Consider the following 16,113-nt stretch of genomic DNA (forward strand, 5'->3'; position numbering starts at 1 on the left):
CTAATCAAAAAGCGAATGTATTGCCTAATATTTTAGGACAATACATTCGCTTTTTTTATTTCGCTAATTCGCCGTCAAGTAACGCACGTAATTCTTCTGAGCTGATATGCTCATCAAAAATATGTTCACCAACAATAACAGTTGGTACAAATACAACATTTGCCGCGTTTGCTTCAGCGACAATTTTTTCCGATGCTGCTTTGTTGTCTTGTTCTGTTAATCCTAATTTTGTTTCCATATAAGTAGCTACTTCTGAAAGTGACAGGCTACCCCATTCATCTTGCGTGCTATAGATTTTATTGATTGTTTCGCGCGTTTCTACAGGTCTTGAATAATCTAAGTAACGGTGCGTCACGTTGCCGCGTTGTAATGATTCTTTTTCTTTATCAAATGGTTTAATGATTAATTCGATTTTTCCAGCTTGAATATATTCTGTTAGCACGTCTTGGGATTTTTCGTTCCACTCTCTACAGAATGGGCAACGTAAGTTAACGAATGACATCACTTTCACTGGCGCGGACGCTTCCCCTACGTGTATTCCTACTTCTGGTGTTACTACTTCTGCTTTAATTTGACTAATATCCATGAAAAAAATTCCTCCTCTTAAATTATGGCTGCATTTTTATTTTGCTTGTTGTCGCGTTTTTTACGAGTTGCATGACTCTGTAAGCTGAATATCCGCTTGCTTTTTCAAAGTCCATTCCGAGACGTTTTTCTTCCCCTTTGGCAGGTACTACTTGTTTAAACGCGCGGTATTTTTCTTTGAGTTCTTGCGTATCAATGCCTTTTTCATATGCTCGTTCGATAGCTTCTAAAAATTGTACAACAATCGTCATTTCTTCGGTTGTCCAGTCTGGATTTAGTGGATAACTGTATTCCATTAACTAATCCCTCCTTTGTTAAGTTGCAATACGTCCAATTTCTCGGTGGTTTTTGTGGCGATTTGCTTTAATTCTTTTTGTTCATCATCAGATAAATTTAACTCAAGTAATTCCCTGACCCCTTCTGCCCCAATCACAGCCGGAACGCTAATAAAGACTGGTTGTTCCAGGCCGTATGCTTCTTTCACTTCAACGCCAACTGTTAGAACCCTCGCTTCATCTCGCAAAATGACTTCGGTTAATTCGGCAAGAACAGTTACGGTACTGAAACGGAAAGTACAGCCATCTTTATTTTCAAATGGGAAATCAGGAATTTTTGTCATCATTTTCGTTAAATTTTGTAAATCCTCGGATGTGATTCGTTTTTGTTCTTCGGCTAAATAGCTTAAAATCGGCTTGCCCCCAAGAAAGGCTCTGCTCCAAACAGGAATGACATCGTGCGCATTGTCGCCAATGATATACCCGTGAACATTTTTCGGGCTAATTTTAAATAATTTAGCAATTTCTACTTGAAAATAAGAAGTGGCAAGCATGGTGCCAAGTGTGATAATTTGATTTGCTGGCAAACCGGAAAAACGTTTAATTAATGAGGCCACTACATTACTTTCCGCCGTTGCGACTAAAACAATTCCTTGGAAACCTGTCGCCATCATTTTCTTCACTTTTTCTTTGATTAGCGCGACATTATCTTCACTTGAAAATGAAGTATTTGACATTTCTTCTTGGAAAAAGACAACAATATCAGCGTTGCGACAATCATTGAAAGTTCCTGTATGGATTGTGGCTGTTGCGTGATAATAGCTCGCATAGTCAAAATCTTGCACACTCGTTTTCGCTTGATCATCTATTAAGTATATCTCGGCTGGTAGCTTTTTTAAAAGGACTGTATGAATATAGAGATTTTGTAAATTGCTTCTGCCGATAACGACAACTTTTTTCTTCTTAGATGGCATTGTACATCTCCTCCTCATCAAGTCTTCTACTGTTATTTTAGCATGCTTCGGAGGCAAAAATAAAATAACTTGACCACATAAATAAAAAGCATCGCTCATTCGCTTTGCTTTTTACAAAATAATGTTATTTTAAGCCATTTCACGTCGTTTCACTTTTAAATAATGCGTTGCAAAACAGAAGAAGATCGGTAGTACATAACTGACGATAATAAGAATAATTACTTCTAAAATTCCTTTACCGATATAGCCACCAGTCATTTTTATAAAGCCTGTGATTGGAGTTTCGAGAATTTGAATAACCGAGCGCCATCCACCTGTATCATGCATATGATGAAAGAACCCTACTCCAAAGGCTATAATCGTCAATAAAAAACAAATTCCTGCTACTACATACGCAAACCAAAATAGAGCTTTCTTCCAAGTTGCTGTTTGTTTCTCCATTTTTTCACCTGATTCAATTAGATTTGACTTGTTACGTTCACTTGTTACATTATACTCCTTTTTTTCTAAAACGGGTACTTTAAATATTTCAAAAAATGAACTAAAAATTATTTTTGTGAAAATGTACACTTTTAACGAGAAATAAAAAGCGAAAATACCCGTAATGGATATTTTCGCTTATTGTTGATTACATGTGAATTGGGCGACCTAAAGCAAGTTCAGCTGCTTCCATTGTAAGCTCTCCAAGAGATGGATGAGCGTGGATAGTAAGCGCGATGTCTTCTGCTGTAATGCCTGATTCGATTGCTAAGCCGATTTCTGAAATAATATCAGAAGCGTTCATTCCGGCAACTTGTGCGCCGATAACTAGGCCATCTTCTTTACGAGTAACTAGACGAACAAATCCTTCAGGTGCATCTAAGGAAAGCGCACGACCGTTACCGCCGAATGGGAATTTAGCAGCTTTTACATCAAAGCCTTTTTCTTTTGCTTCTTTTTCTGTTAAACCAACTGTAGCAAGTTCTGGATCACTGAAAACGACAGCTGGAAGTGCTGTATAATCGTTTTCGGATTTTTCGCCAGCAATTGCTTCAGCAGCAATTTTTGCTTCATAGCTAGCTTTGTGAGCTAGAGGAACACCAGGAACGATGTCACCAATTGCGAAAATGTTAGAAACGTTTGAGCGACCTTGTTTGTCAACTTCTACTAAACCGCGTTCTGTTACTTTAACGCCAGCTTGTTCTAAACCGATTTCGTCTGTATTTGGACGACGACCTACTGTTACTAAAACATAATCAGCTTCGATAGTTTTTGTTTCACCGTTAGCTTCATACGTTACTTTAACGCCGTTTTCAGTTTCTTCAGCAGATTTTGCAAGTGCTTTAGTAACCATTTCAACGTTTTTGCTTTTCAGATTACGTTTAACAAGGGAAACCATATCTTTTTCGTAAGTTGGTAAGATTTCTGGACCACCTTCAAGGATAGTTAGTTCTGTACCAAGGTTAGCGAATGCTCCACCTAGTTCTGTTCCGATATATCCGCCGCCAATTACGACTAATTTTTTCGGAACTTCTGTTAGTGCAAGTGCACCAGTTGAGCTTAATACACGTTTACCATATTTGAAACCTGGGATTTCGATTGGACGAGATCCTGTTGCAATGATAACGTTGTTGAATGTATAAGTTTGAGCGGAATCAGGGTGAATCACACGCAAGGAATGATCATCCACGAAGAACGCTTCTCCTTCTAACATTTCTACTTTATTTTTCTTAAGAAGGCCTTTAACACCTGATGTAAGCTTGTTAACTACGCCGCCTTTCCATTCTTGTGCTTTTGTGAAATCTAGGTTCACGTTATCCGCTGTAATACCCATGTTATCAGAGTGTCCAGCTTCTTTAAAACGGTGACCAATTGTGATAAGTGCTTTAGAAGGAATACATCCAACGTTTAAGCACACGCCGCCGTAATATTCTTTTTCAATAATGGTAACTTTTTGTCCGAGTTGTGCAGCTCGGATTGCGGCTACATACCCACCTGGGCCTGCACCGATGACTATGGTGTCTCTTTCTTCTGGAAAATCGCCTACTACCATTTTGTTACACCTCCATTAGTAATAATTCTGGATCGTTTAATAAACGTTTAATATTGTTCATTGCTTTTTGAGCTGTTGCGCCGTCAATTACACGGTGGTCAAAGCTTAAGGAAAGAGCTAGTACTGGTGCTGCAACAATTTCGCCATCTTTTACGATAGGTTTTTGTGCAATACGACCAACACCTAGGATAGCAACTTCTGGGTAATTAATTACTGGAGTGAACCATTGTCCGCCGGCAGAACCGATATTAGAAATAGTTGCGGAACCGTGGCGCATTTCGTCAGCTGTTAATTTACCATCACGTGCTTTTCCAGCTAGTTCGTTGATTTCATCAGAAATTTGGAATACGGATTTTTTGTCAGCATTTTTAATTACTGGCACGTATAAACCGTGGTCTGTATCTGCTGCGATACCAACGTTGAAGTAATGTTTGTAAACAAGTTCTTCCGCTTTATCATCTAAAGTTGTGTTAAGCACTGGGAAGTCACGAAGCGTTGCAACAAGAGCTTTTACCATATAAGGTAAGAAAGTAAGTTTGATACCTTTTTCGGCAGCCACTTCTTTGAAACGTTTGCGGTGAGCCATAAGTGCAGTTACTTCGATTTCGTCCATTAAAGTAACGTGTGGAGCTGTATGTTTCGAGTTTACCATTGCTTTTGCAATCGCACGACGAGTTGGTGTTAATTTTTCGCGTGTTTCTGGGTAAGCATCGGAGCTTGCAACTGGTTGTTTTGCAGCAGCTTTTTCTGCTTTTGGTGCAGATGCTTTTTCTTCTGTTTGAGCAGAAGTTGTTGCTGCAGCTGGTTGTTCGCCGTTTAGGAAAGCATCAATGTCTGCTTTAATTACACGGTTGTTTTTACCAGAGCCTGCTACTTCAGCGATATTAACGCCTTTTTCACGAGCATATTTACGTACAGAAGGCATTGCAATTACAAGGCCATTTGGATCTTTTTTAGATGATGGAGTTCCGTTTCCACCTGTTGCTGGTGCGGAAGTTGCATCGTTGTTAGCAAGTGCAGCGTCTTCTGCTGGAGATTCTGGAGTAGATTCATGGCTTGCTTCTCCTTCAAAATCACCTTCGAATGTTACTAATACTTGACCAACAGTTGCTACTGTTCCTTCGCTAACTAAAATATCTTTAACAGTTCCATCTACTGGTGAAGTGATTTCTTCGACAGATTTGTCGTTTTGCACTTCAAAAATGGACTGATCTTCTTCTACTTTATCGCCCGGTTGAATAAACCATTTAACAATTTCACCTTCATGAATTCCTTCACCGATATCTGGTAATTTGAATTCAAAGATTCCTTTTCCGCTAGCTTGAGCCGGTGCCGGAGTTGATTCTGTGGATTCTGCTTTTGGTGCTGCGCTTTCTTCTTCAGCGTCGTCTTCGTGACCTTCTACGCCATCAAATGTTACTAGTACTTGCCCAACTGTAGCAACTGTACCTTCTGCAACTTTGATTTCTTTAATTGTTCCTGAAACTGGAGAAGTGATTTCTTCCACTGATTTGTCGTTTTGCACTTCAAATAGGGACTCATCTTCTTCAATCTTATCGCCTGGTTGTACAAACCATTTAACGATTTCACCTTCATGGATACCTTCACCGATATCCGGTAATTTAAATGAATATGCCATTTTATTAAGCCTCCTGTAATTTCTAAGGTCCAGATAAACTGAACCTTAGTATAAAAATATTTCGTTCACCTTCTAAAACTCCCCATAAGTTTTAAAACGGTTATTATAAATTAAAATGCAATAACTTCTTTTACACGTTCGATGATATCGTTGTGATTTGGTAACCAAACTGTTTCTGCTTGAGAGAACGGGAATACGCTATCTGGAGCAGCAACACGCATAACTGGAGCTTCTAGAGAAAGGATTGCATGATCGTTAATTTCTGCAACGATATTAGCTGCAATACCTGCTTGTTTTTGTGCTTCTTGAACAACTACAGCACGGTTTGTTTTCTTAACGGAAGCAATGATTGTATCTACATCAATTGGGCTAATTGTACGTAAATCGATAACTTCAACAGATATGCCTTCTTTTTCAAGAGCTTCTGCTGCTTTCATTGATTCTTGTACCATTGCACCGTAAGTGATGATAGAAACATCTGTACCTTCACGACGAACAGCTGCTTTACCAATTTCTACTGTGTATTCGCCTTCTGGAACTTCTTCACGGAAAGAACGGTATAATTTCATATGTTCTAGGAAGATAACTGGGTCGTTATCACGAATAGCTGAGATTAAAAGACCTTTTGCATCGTATGGAGTGGAAGGAATTACCACTTTTAAACCAGGAGATTGAGCCATTAAGCCTTCTAAGTTATCCGCGTGCATTTCTGGTGTATGAACGCCACCACCAAATGGTGCGCGAATTGTGATTGGAGCATTACGAGTTCCGCCTGTACGGTAACGCATACGAGCCATTTGACCAGCAACGGAATCCATTACTTCAAATACGAAACCGAAGAATTGAATTTCAGGAACTGGACGGAAACCTTCAAGTGCAAGACCGATAGCAAGACCGCCAATACCGGATTCTGCTAAAGGAGTATCGAATACACGATCTTCGCCAAATTTTTCTTGTAATCCTTCTGTTGCACGGAATACGCCGCCGTTTTTACCAACATCTTCCCCAAAAACTAATACGTTTTCGTCTTTTTCAAGTTCTACTGCAAGCGCATCTGTAATCGCTTGAATCATTGTTTTTTGCGCCATGATTATTTCGACTCCTTCGCTTCATAGATTGCCAGTTGCTCTTTGATAGGAGCAGTTGGTGTTTCGTACATATTTTTAAGAAGATCAGTCACTGTTTGTTTTGGTGTAGCGTCTGCTTCTTTAATTGCTACTTTGATTTCTTCTTTTGCTTGATCGATAACAGCATTTTCTTTTTCTTCGTTCCAAAGTCCTTTAGCTTCTAAGAAAGTACGGAAGCGAACGATTGGATCTTTAAGTTCCCATTCACCATCAAGTTCTTTTGTACGGTAACGAGTTGGATCATCACCAGAAAGTGTATGTGGACCATAACGGTAAGTCATTGTTTCGATTAAAGTTGGGCCTTCACCAGCAACTGCACGTTCACGAGCGAATTTAGTTACAGCATATACTGCAAGTGGATCCATTCCGTCTACTTGTACGCCTGGGATTCCGGCTGCAACTGCTTTTTGAGCTAATGTTTCAGCAGCTGATTGTTTTTCACGAGGTGTAGAAATCGCGAATTTGTTGTTTTGTACTACGAAAATCGCTGGAGCATGGTAAGCACCTGCAAAGTTCATTCCTTCATAGAAGTCACCTTGGGAAGAACCGCCATCACCTGTATAAGTGATTACAACAGCATCTTTTTTACGTTTTTTTAGACCAAGAGCAACACCGGCAGCTTGCACGATTTGTGCACCGATGATGATTTGTGGTGATAATACATTTAAATCCTCAGGGAATTGGTTACCTACAAAGTGTCCACGAGAGAACAAGAACGCTTTTGTAAGTGGAAGTCCGTGCCAGATAAGTTGAGGCACATCACGGTATCCTGGAAGAATATAGTCATGTTTTTCAAGTGCATAGTGACTTGCAAGTTGAGAAGCTTCTTGTCCAGCAGTTGGAGCGTAGAAACCTAGACGTCCTTGACGGTTAAGTGAGATAGAACGTTGGTCAAGTACGCGAGTCCAAACCATACGAGTCATTAATTCTACTAATTGATCATCTGTTAAATCCGGCATTAAATCTGGATTAACGATTTCTCCTTTTTCATTCAAAATTTGAACTAATTCAAATTGTTTATGAACAGCCTCAAATTGTTTCTTTACGTCGATAATAGCCTTCTTTGTTTTAGAAGCCATTTCGTATCCACCCTTTCGTCATTCACATTGTACAGTTTCAAATTCATCATTAGTTAGGTATGCGTTTCATGTAACGCTCGTCCGGTCATCTACCTGACTAAATGGTTTCTTTTAAAACTGCCATCCTGATTGTGTATTAATTGTAATAGCGTAGTAAAAAGAAAAGTTTATTCTATAGAAAGAAGCAGATTCCGGAAGCTTTTTTCTAAATTCCTATTAACTAATTACGCAGCCTCTCCAGTTATTACCACAAAATCCTCATTGAAAACATGTGATTTAGAAGGGCTTGTGAAAAAACATTCATTCTTTCACAATGTTTCATAAAAAAACAGGAACTTTCCTTTTTTTATAATGTGATTTCTGTTTTACTCGAAAACAAGAATTTTATTAATACACTAATCTTCTCTCTTAATTTACACTACCCAGATTATGAAGTCAATAAGTTAATCTCTATTTATTTTATCGCTTACAATGGCATTATTACTTAAATCATTCGCTTTCCACTTCTGTATTAAAAAAAGATGAAACAGATACAAACTGTTATATAATATTCCAACTCTCGCATTATCACACCTATTTCAAGTTTTTATCTAGCAATTCTATCTAGTTTGTGAATTCACAAACATATAAAATTTTTCATCATTTGTTTTAAACGAACATTATTAATGAAAACGGAATTATCGTTCGCTTTTAAAACTTTCTCTTTTTTAACAAATATGTCTTTAGGCCTACGAAACTACCATTTTTTCTTGAACAGTAATCTTTCATTCCATTTTTTTCGTTCTTTTGTTAAAATAAAGGTAAGTTATTAAAAGAACAGGAGAGAATCAAATCATGCTTACAATGGACGATATTGTACGAGAAGGTCATCCAGCGCTTCGAGAAGTTGCGACAGAAGTGACTTTCCCGCTTTCAGATGAAGAAAAAAAATTAGGTCGAGATATGCTTGAATTCCTAATTAACAGTCAAGATGAAGAGTTGGCGGAAAAATATGGTTTACGTGGTGGCGTTGGAATTGCAGCTCCACAACTCGCTGTAACTAAACGTTTCCTAGCTATTCATGTACATGATGAAAAAGATCGTCTTTATAGTTATGTGCTTTATAATCCAAAAATTCGTAGCCACTCTGTGCAACAAGCTTGTCTTTCTGGTGGTGAAGGTTGCCTTTCCGTTGACCGCGAAGTTCCGGGTTACGTCGTGCGTAGTGAACGTGTGACAATCGATGCTTTTGACGAAAATGGTACACCACTTAAATTACGTTTTAAAGATTATCCAGCGATTGTTATTCAACACGAAATCGATCATTTGAACGGAATTATGTTTTATGATCATATTAATAAAGAAAATCCATCTTACTTGCCACCAGATGTGGACGTATTTGGTTAAAATGAATAAATCCCCGCAGGAAGCAATATCCTGCGGGGATTTTTGTCTTTATGAGTGACCACCAACTGTTTCTATTTTTGTAGCCAACTGTCTAAATTTACGTTCATTTGCATCGCCTGAGAATAGCACTAAATCAAGTTCTTCGTGAATAAAATGACCATCTGAATCTAGCAAATTTTTTTCAAATAGTCGCGTATCGATTTTTGCAAAAATTGTATGGTAGTCCGCGTCTGAAACTGTTTGAGTTACGGTGCACTCAAGAACAATCGGACACGCATCAATGTAAGCTACTCCCCCATTATCACTTTTGGTTAATTCGATTTGATGAACTTTTATTTTATCGTTGCGTTTTCCTGACGAGAATCCGCCTTGTTCAATTAATCCTAACTGCTCTGTGTTTGGAAAATTCACTGCAAGTTTTTGACCAGCGTATATATGTTTGCTAGCATTACTTTCTGCAGATACCCCGATAACGATAGTATCTCCTAATGTGTACGATGATGACCCCGTTGACATTTGCGGTTCTCCAACCTCATTCAAATACGTCAATACAAAAACTGGATAAGCAGGATAAAATTTTTCTGTTTCTACGCGCTGTTTCATAGTTAGCACCTCTAGTTTTTTCTTTCATTATAAAGATGCTGTACCAAGATTTCAAGAATAAATTAAAACCCTACAAGTAAGCGCTTTATGTGTTTTTCTGGTAAAATAAACTGGAAAGAAGGTGAAAAACTTGGAACGTTATGATAGACAGATGCGCGTTAAAAATATCGGAAAAGCTGGTCAAGAAAAATTGCTCGCAAAAACGATTTTGATTGTTGGTGTTGGGGCGATTGGGTCATATGCCGCAGAAATTTGTGCGCGAATGGGTTTTGGAAAGTTAATTTTAATTGATCGTGACTATGTGGAACTAAGTAACTTGCAACGCCAATCACTTTTCACGGAACAAGATGCGTTAAACAAGCAAGCAAAAGCGTATGCGGCATCTAAAGCATTACGAATGATTAATAGCGATATTGAAATCGAATATATCGTTGATGATGCGAACGTGACAAGTTTAACTCCTTATGTCGGGAACATCGATTACATACTAGATTGTACCGATAATTTTATGACACGCGAATTTTTGAACCAGTTTTGTTTTATTCATCAAATTCCGTGGATTTTCACTTCTTGTGCCGGTAATTATGCTAATCTTATGCCGATTATTCCGCCGGATTCTGCTTGTTTGCACTGTTTACTTGGTGATATTCCCCAAACGAATGCAGCAAGTTGCGATGTTATTGGTGTCGATGGCGCACTGATTCCAATCGTTGCTGGCATGCAAGTTTCCTTACTTACGCAAATGATTATAAGTCCTGATTTCCACGCAAATACGTACTACCAACTAGATAATTGGCAATTTACTTTCCGGTCGCTTGAAATCAAAAAACACCCCGACTGTCCTAGTTGCACAACTGGAAAAGCAATTTCAGAAGTCCCTTTTTCCGAGCAAACGATTGCCCTTTGTGGACGAGATACGGTACAATTTCGATTGCCAAATAAAAGCAATTACCGCGAAATCAAACAACTGCTAACAGAACGGAAAATTATGTACAATGAAAATCCCGCTTTACTCAGTTTCCATTATGAAAAGTTTCAATTTGTTATTTTTAAAAATGGGCGTGTATTGCTTCATGGGACAGAAAATATAACAGAAGCAAAGAAAATATACCACTTATTTTTTAACTAAGGAGGCCGTTATGGAACAAAAAACGTTTATCAAGGTAACTTGTAGTATTTTAACGATTAGTGATACAAGAAATTTGGATACGGATACTAGTGGTCAACTGATTCAATCTGCTTTAGAAACTGCTGGGCATGAGGTGGTTTCGCGGGTCGTCGTTCCTGATGATGTTACACTCATTAAGCAAAAAATAAACGAGTTAGCAGCTAATGGGGCTTTTTGTCTTATCACAAATGGTGGTACCGGCATTGCTAAACGCGACGTTACTTATGAAGCATTATTCGCAACGATTCAGCAAGAAATTCCTGGGTTTGGTGAAATTTTCCGGATGCTCAGTTACGAAGAAGTTGGTAGCCGTGCCATGGTGTCTCGTGCATTCGCTGGCTTTTCAGAAAGCGGCTTACTGCTTTTTGCGTTGCCTGGATCAAGTAATGCCTGTCAACTCGCGGTTCAAAAATTGATTATCCCAGAATTACCTCATTTAATTGCTGAACGACAAAAATAAAAGATCCGGCCACAATTCGCGGCCGGATCTTTTATTTATCCCCCAATTTGGCTCATACGACGCCAAGTTGGTTTATTAGACTGTACTTCATCTTGTAATTTTAATGCCATTTCATGATTTTCAGGCTTATTATCAATCGCCTTTTGCACAAGTTGCATTAATTTCACGGGATTTTGGATAAATGGGCGGATATTCATTTCTTCATCCCAGTATAAACACGCTTTAATATAGCCGTCAGCGGTAAGTCTGAGTCGGTTGCAGCTATCGCAAAAATGAGCACTAACTGGGTGAATGACACCGAATGTCCCTTTCGCCCCTTTTATGCGGAAATTTTCGGAAGGACCATTGCCGCGGATAGAATCAACTGGTTCATATTCATAGCCAGCTTCATCACAGGCTTCAAAAATCGTATCAAGCGGCAAATACTTTTCTTTCCAACTCGTGCCAGCGTGACCAATTGGCATGTACTCAATAAAACGAATATTAATATCCTTATCTTTTGTAAATCGGAGAAAATCGGTTATTTCGTCATCATTTTGTCCTTTAATCAGGACAACATTTAATTTGATTGGAAATAGTCCCACTTCTTCCGCTTTTTGAATGCCATCGAGCACTTTTTGCAAACGGCCGCCTCGGGTAATCGCTTGAAAACGATCTGCATGTAAGGAATCCAAACTAATGTTAACCCGTGTCAGCCCAGCTTCTTTCAACGCTTCGGCTTTTTTCGCTAAATACATTGCATTCGTTGTAATCGAAATATCTTCTATTTCAGGAATCGCTCCAAGTCCGCGAACAATTTCCACGATATCGGTCCTAAGTAATGGCTCTCCGCCAGTAATACGCACTTTTTTGATGCCGAATTTCACCATTAATTCCATAAAGCTGACAATTTCATCTTTGGATAGTACTTTTTCATGGGGCAAAAATGTCAGGCCTTCTTCGGGCATACAATACACACACCTTAAATTGCACCGATCTGTTACTGAAATGCGAATATAATCGTGTACCCGCCCAAATTTATCCTTTAATAATTGCATAAAACAAAACTCCTATCCTACAAAATAGTTACGCTTCTGCTTTAAATGTCCCGCTTTTTCCGCCAGTTTTTTCGACTAAATAAGTCTTTTCTATTCGCATGCCTTTATCCATTGCTTTGCACATATCGTAAATCGTTAATGCCGCTATCGTGACTGCGGTAAGAGCTTCCATTTCTACACCCGTTTTTCCAACAGTTACGACTTCCGATGTGATAGTTAGCGCCGTTTCCCCGTCATCTTCAAAAGAAATATCTGCTTTGGTTGTCATAATCGGGTGACACATCGGGATGAGTTCACTTGTTTTTTTCGCTGCCATGATGCCAGCCACTTGTGCAACAGCCAGAACATCTCCTTTAGCCATTTTACCAGCATGGATGCGCGCTAAGGTTTCTTCGTTCATATGTATAGTAGCTCTAGCAATTGCGCGGCGTTTCGTTTCTGATTTACTTGTGACATCGACCATTTTCGCACGTTTTTCATCATTGAAATGGGTTAAATCGTCTTTTTCCATTTGTTCCCCTCCTCATCCACCGCTAACTGGCGGAATGACTGCGATTTCGGTTATTTCTTCTGGCAAAAGGTCCGTGTCATGCTGAAATTCCATATTGACTGCCAGCATGCATGTCGCCAAATCCACGGCTATTTCGGGAAATTCACTACTAATAACTTCGCGAACTTCACCAACTGTTTGGCATTGCTGTAAATTCAATTTTACTTCTGTTTGATGTGTTTTCTCGGCTAAAAAAGCGAAAAATTTAACCGTTGTCAACATTTACGCCACCCCATCTTGTTTTATCGACATCTTTCTCTTCTTTCCATATAGGTACCCGTTCTTTTAAGCGTTCAATAATATATCTCGAACCCTCGTAGCAAGCCGCCCGGTGTGGTGTGGAAACGCCGATGAACACCGCGATATCGGTGATTTGCAACAGCCCTAAACGATGGACGATAACGACATCTGCGTCCCATTTCGCTTCTACTTCTGTGGCTAACTTGTTTAATTCTTTGAGCGCCATTTTTTCGTAGGACGTATAGCGGATTTCTTCGGTTTGAATGTCGCCAGTCCATTCGCGAATCGTACCAACAAACAGGTTAATACCACCATGATTTTTATTGATTAACTTCTCAGAAAGTAGGCCGATTTCGATTTTTTCGTGTTGTAACGCTACATATTTCATTGTAAAAACTCCTTGATTAGCTTTTCTGCAAATGTGTTTAAAGCATTTTCCTCTCCAATAAAAATGGCATCCTCTTTTAACGCCGGGTTATGGGTGGCGATTTTATGGACGGCTTTGCTATTCTTCAAAAGCTCTATTTCTGCTTTTTCACGAATTAAAATAATTTTTGGAAACGGCCCTTCTTTGTAGCCTTCCACTAAAATAATATCTGAATTGGGTAGTTTTTGGATGGCCATTTTTAAATCGATGCCCGCTTGTTCCATGATGGCATATTGTCTGGAATTCGCAATTACAACCGCTTCCGCACCACTTTCTTGAAACGAGTAGGAATCCGTTCCTGCATGATCGATGGAAAAGTCATGCGCATCGTGTTTAATCGCTGAAACTGTGTAGTTTTCTTTGCGGCAGGCGCGAATTAATGCATTAAGCAAGGTTGTTTTTCCGCTATTTTTAAAACCGATTATTTGGAGGATAGTAGCCATGCTTCAACCTCTTCTCCTTTTAATTTTCCGACTTGCCCGCGTGGGATTTTAAATAAGCAGGTGGTTAAATGGAGATTTCCGAGTGCACTAGACATATCGCTTCCGACCAGTTCGACTAAATATTCTCCTTCATCAGATAAACGATAAGTTCCTCGTAAGAAACGATCATAGCCATTATTTTTAGTGTAGTGGCTCGCCATTTTTGCGCGTACTTGGGTCGTCGCGGTCGTATCTTTTCCCATTAACGTTGCTAAAACTGGCTCTACTAACAAATAGAAACCGGTAAAACATGCGCCGGGGTTGCCGGAAAGCGCGACGATAAGCGTCTTATTCAGCCACATTCCAGTTGTCGGACTACCTGGCCTCATTTGAATTTTATTAAAAAGTAACTCTGCTTCTTGTGTAGCGATATCCGCCATAAAGTCAAAATCGCCCACGGAAACGCCGCCAGTGGTAACGATTAAATCCGCTATTTCGGTCAGTTCAAGCAATCGTTTTTTTGTGTCTTCGTAATTGTCCGGCAGTTGCTCGGCGGCACAAATTTCCGCATGATGCACGGTTAGTAGATTTTCGAGTAACGGCTGATTGCTATTATAGATTTTACCATCTGGGAGTGGATTTCCAGCTGGAACAAGTTCACTACCTGTAGATAAAATCGCTACTTTTGGCTTTCGAATTACTTGTACTTCGTGAATGCCAAATGATGATAACAAACTGATGGAACCCGCATTTAAAGTGTGCCCCCGATCTAGCAACAAATCCCCTTCCGCAAATTCGGCGCCGATTTCTGTAATATTGCTCGATTTTTGCGTATTTATAAGTACGATTTCATGCTCGTTATCCGCTTCTCTTGATTGTTCCAACATAATAATTTTCGAAGCATTGTCCGGCACTTTGGCTCCAGTCATGATTCGGACCGTTTCGCCCGACTGCAGCGGTTTGTCATATGTTTCACCGCAAGGAACCTCAGCCACAACGCGTAAAGTAATTGGATAATTCCCGTCATCCGCCTCTGTAATTGCAAAGCCATCATAACCAGAACGGCGAAAATACGGAGCAGGAAATGGCGCAAAAATTGGTTCTTGTAAAACCTGATTCAGAGCCTTTGTCACGTTTTTTCGTTCAACTGGAAGATGCGTTATTTGGTTACATAATACTTCTCTCGCCTGCTCCATTCTAATGGTGTTTCGTTTTTCAATCATCTGGGCGCACTTCCCTTCTATAAATCATGTATGCGTTTTCTTTAGTACCAATATACAGGAGTTTTCTCGTTTTAAAAAGTAAAGCGACTTCCCCTTAATTAGCGGCTTTGAATCCGTATTTTTCAAGTGTTTTTTGCGCTTCTGCTTTATTCATAAATTCAAGGAAAGTTGCTGTAGCTTCTTTTTTCTCTGAATCGCTTACTTGCGCGCTGTAATAAGCAATTGGCTCATGAAGCTTCTCGTCAATTTTCGCTTTCACTTGGACTTTTTTACTTAATAAAGCGTCTGTTTGGTACACAAAACCAGCGTCTGCATTCCCCGCTTCCACATAGGATAAAACTTGGCGAACATCCGTTGCAAGAACGAGTTTGGCTTTTTCGGTATTATAAAGATTTAAGTTTTCGAGTGTTTGTTTGGCATAAGCGCCGGCTGGAACTGATTCTGGATCTCCGATAGCAATTTTGCTCGCGTCATTTAGTATTTGTTCTAAATTCGCATCTTTCGTCTGCTCAGCGTTTTTTGGTTCAATTAAAACCAGTTCATTCCCCGCAAATTCTTTCGTATCTTCTGCTAAATTTTGTTTACTTAATGTATCCGCATCTTTTTTACTGGCTAAAAGAACACCATCAATTGGTGCGCCACTTTCGACACGTTCGCGAATTTGCCCAGAGCCACCAAAATCAAAAGATAATTTAATGGTCGGGTTCGCTTTTTCAAAAAGTGGTTTTATGTCATCCATCGTATCTTTCAAACTTGCCGCTGCTGAAATATGTATTGTTGTGGTTTTTTCTTTCTCGGATGTATCCCCGCAGGCCGTTAAAAGTAGTAATAATCCACAAGTTATGACTAAAGCTATTTTTTTCATTGTTCATCCCCCTTTTTTATT

19 protein-coding genes are annotated in these 16,113 nt (G+C 39.4%); 3 read left to right on the forward strand and 16 right to left on the reverse strand.

Annotated elements, in window-relative coordinates; all coding sequences use genetic code 11:
- Nucleotides 1-55 precede the first annotated feature (55 nt).
- The 8 genes from HCJ55_RS03540 to pdhA form a co-directional block, all read right to left on the reverse strand.
- Nucleotides 56-586 carry a DsbA family protein gene (locus HCJ55_RS03540; protein ID WP_185517092.1) on the reverse strand — a complete coding sequence of 177 codons (531 nt, stop codon included), beginning with the start codon at nucleotides 584-586 and terminating at the stop codon, nucleotides 56-58.
- Nucleotides 587-608: 22 nt separating this feature from the next.
- On the reverse strand, nucleotides 609-881 hold the full coding sequence (locus tag HCJ55_RS03545; protein WP_008947435.1) for a UPF0223 family protein: 273 nt from the start codon (nucleotides 879-881) through the stop codon (nucleotides 609-611).
- Nucleotides 881-1,834 (reverse strand): Rossmann-fold NAD(P)-binding domain-containing protein, encoded by a 954-nt coding sequence (locus HCJ55_RS03550; RefSeq protein WP_185502561.1) that lies wholly within the window; start codon nucleotides 1,832-1,834, stop codon nucleotides 881-883. The genes HCJ55_RS03545 and HCJ55_RS03550 overlap by 1 nt, the downstream gene beginning before the upstream one ends.
- Before the next feature lie 129 nt (nucleotides 1,835-1,963).
- Complete coding sequence (locus HCJ55_RS03555) at nucleotides 1,964-2,275, reverse strand: hypothetical protein (protein ID WP_185502560.1); 312 nt, start codon at nucleotides 2,273-2,275, stop codon at nucleotides 1,964-1,966.
- Between the two features lie 187 nt (nucleotides 2,276-2,462).
- Nucleotides 2,463-3,866: a dihydrolipoyl dehydrogenase gene (lpdA, locus tag HCJ55_RS03560; RefSeq protein ID WP_003722682.1), complete on the reverse strand. Its 1,404-nt coding sequence runs from the start codon at nucleotides 3,864-3,866 to the stop codon at nucleotides 2,463-2,465.
- Between the two features lie 4 nt (nucleotides 3,867-3,870).
- On the reverse strand, nucleotides 3,871-5,505 hold the full coding sequence (locus HCJ55_RS03565; RefSeq protein ID WP_185517094.1) for a dihydrolipoyllysine-residue acetyltransferase: 1,635 nt from the start codon (nucleotides 5,503-5,505) through the stop codon (nucleotides 3,871-3,873).
- Nucleotides 5,506-5,615: 110 nt separating this feature from the next.
- Nucleotides 5,616-6,593, reverse strand: coding sequence for an alpha-ketoacid dehydrogenase subunit beta (locus HCJ55_RS03570; protein WP_185517096.1), 978 nt, complete (start codon nucleotides 6,591-6,593; stop codon nucleotides 5,616-5,618).
- 2 nt (nucleotides 6,594-6,595) lie between these two features.
- The gene (gene pdhA, locus HCJ55_RS03575) at nucleotides 6,596-7,711 is read right to left on the reverse strand and encodes a pyruvate dehydrogenase (acetyl-transferring) E1 component subunit alpha (protein ID WP_185502559.1); all 1,116 of its coding nucleotides are present in this window, start codon (nucleotides 7,709-7,711) and stop codon (nucleotides 6,596-6,598) included.
- Nucleotides 7,712-8,545: 834 nt separating this feature from the next.
- On the opposite strand from pdhA, the gene def reads away from it, so the two are divergent.
- Nucleotides 8,546-9,097, forward strand: a complete 552-nt coding sequence (def, locus tag HCJ55_RS03580) for a peptide deformylase (RefSeq protein WP_008947424.1) — start codon at nucleotides 8,546-8,548, stop codon at nucleotides 9,095-9,097.
- Nucleotides 9,098-9,145: 48 nt separating this feature from the next.
- Here def and HCJ55_RS03585 read toward each other — a convergent pair whose 3' ends face one another.
- Nucleotides 9,146-9,700, reverse strand: coding sequence for a flavin reductase family protein (locus HCJ55_RS03585; protein ID WP_185502558.1), 555 nt, complete (start codon nucleotides 9,698-9,700; stop codon nucleotides 9,146-9,148).
- 130 nt (nucleotides 9,701-9,830) lie between these two features.
- Between HCJ55_RS03585 and HCJ55_RS03590 the strand changes: the two genes are divergently transcribed.
- Complete coding sequence (locus tag HCJ55_RS03590; protein ID WP_185517098.1) at nucleotides 9,831-10,829, forward strand: ThiF family adenylyltransferase; 999 nt, start codon at nucleotides 9,831-9,833, stop codon at nucleotides 10,827-10,829.
- A 10-nt stretch (nucleotides 10,830-10,839) separates the two neighbouring features.
- The gene (locus HCJ55_RS03595; RefSeq protein ID WP_008947421.1) at nucleotides 10,840-11,328 is read left to right on the forward strand and encodes a MogA/MoaB family molybdenum cofactor biosynthesis protein; all 489 of its coding nucleotides are present in this window, start codon (nucleotides 10,840-10,842) and stop codon (nucleotides 11,326-11,328) included.
- 35 nt (nucleotides 11,329-11,363) lie between these two features.
- On the opposite strand, the gene moaA is transcribed toward HCJ55_RS03595, so the two are convergent.
- The 7 genes from moaA to modA form a co-directional block, all read right to left on the reverse strand.
- Nucleotides 11,364-12,365 carry a GTP 3',8-cyclase MoaA gene (gene moaA / locus HCJ55_RS03600; protein WP_185503733.1) on the reverse strand — a complete coding sequence of 334 codons (1,002 nt, stop codon included), beginning with the start codon at nucleotides 12,363-12,365 and terminating at the stop codon, nucleotides 11,364-11,366.
- 28 nt (nucleotides 12,366-12,393) lie between these two features.
- On the reverse strand, nucleotides 12,394-12,876 hold the full coding sequence (gene moaC, locus HCJ55_RS03605) for a cyclic pyranopterin monophosphate synthase MoaC (protein WP_008947419.1): 483 nt from the start codon (nucleotides 12,874-12,876) through the stop codon (nucleotides 12,394-12,396).
- A gap of 12 nt (nucleotides 12,877-12,888) precedes the next feature.
- On the reverse strand, nucleotides 12,889-13,137 hold the full coding sequence (moaD, locus tag HCJ55_RS03610) for a molybdopterin converting factor subunit 1 (protein ID WP_185502555.1): 249 nt from the start codon (nucleotides 13,135-13,137) through the stop codon (nucleotides 12,889-12,891).
- Entirely contained in the window at nucleotides 13,121-13,543 is a 423-nt protein-coding gene (locus tag HCJ55_RS03615) for a molybdenum cofactor biosynthesis protein MoaE (RefSeq protein ID WP_185502554.1), read from the reverse strand. Before HCJ55_RS03615 ends, moaD begins: the two co-directional genes overlap by 17 nt.
- A complete protein-coding gene (mobB, locus tag HCJ55_RS03620; RefSeq protein WP_185502553.1) occupies nucleotides 13,540-14,025 on the reverse strand; it encodes a molybdopterin-guanine dinucleotide biosynthesis protein B in 486 nt (161 codons plus the stop codon). The genes HCJ55_RS03615 and mobB overlap by 4 nt, the downstream gene beginning before the upstream one ends.
- Nucleotides 14,004-15,227, reverse strand: a complete 1,224-nt coding sequence (locus HCJ55_RS03625; RefSeq protein ID WP_185502552.1) for a molybdopterin molybdotransferase MoeA — start codon at nucleotides 15,225-15,227, stop codon at nucleotides 14,004-14,006. The genes mobB and HCJ55_RS03625 overlap by 22 nt, the downstream gene beginning before the upstream one ends.
- A gap of 94 nt (nucleotides 15,228-15,321) precedes the next feature.
- On the reverse strand, nucleotides 15,322-16,092 hold the full coding sequence (gene modA / locus HCJ55_RS03630; RefSeq protein ID WP_185502551.1) for a molybdate ABC transporter substrate-binding protein: 771 nt from the start codon (nucleotides 16,090-16,092) through the stop codon (nucleotides 15,322-15,324).
- Nucleotides 16,093-16,113 lie beyond the last annotated feature (21 nt).

It is taken from the genome of Listeria marthii, assembly GCF_014227425.1.
GTDB classification, from domain to species: Bacteria; Bacillota; Bacilli; order Lactobacillales; family Listeriaceae; genus Listeria; species Listeria marthii.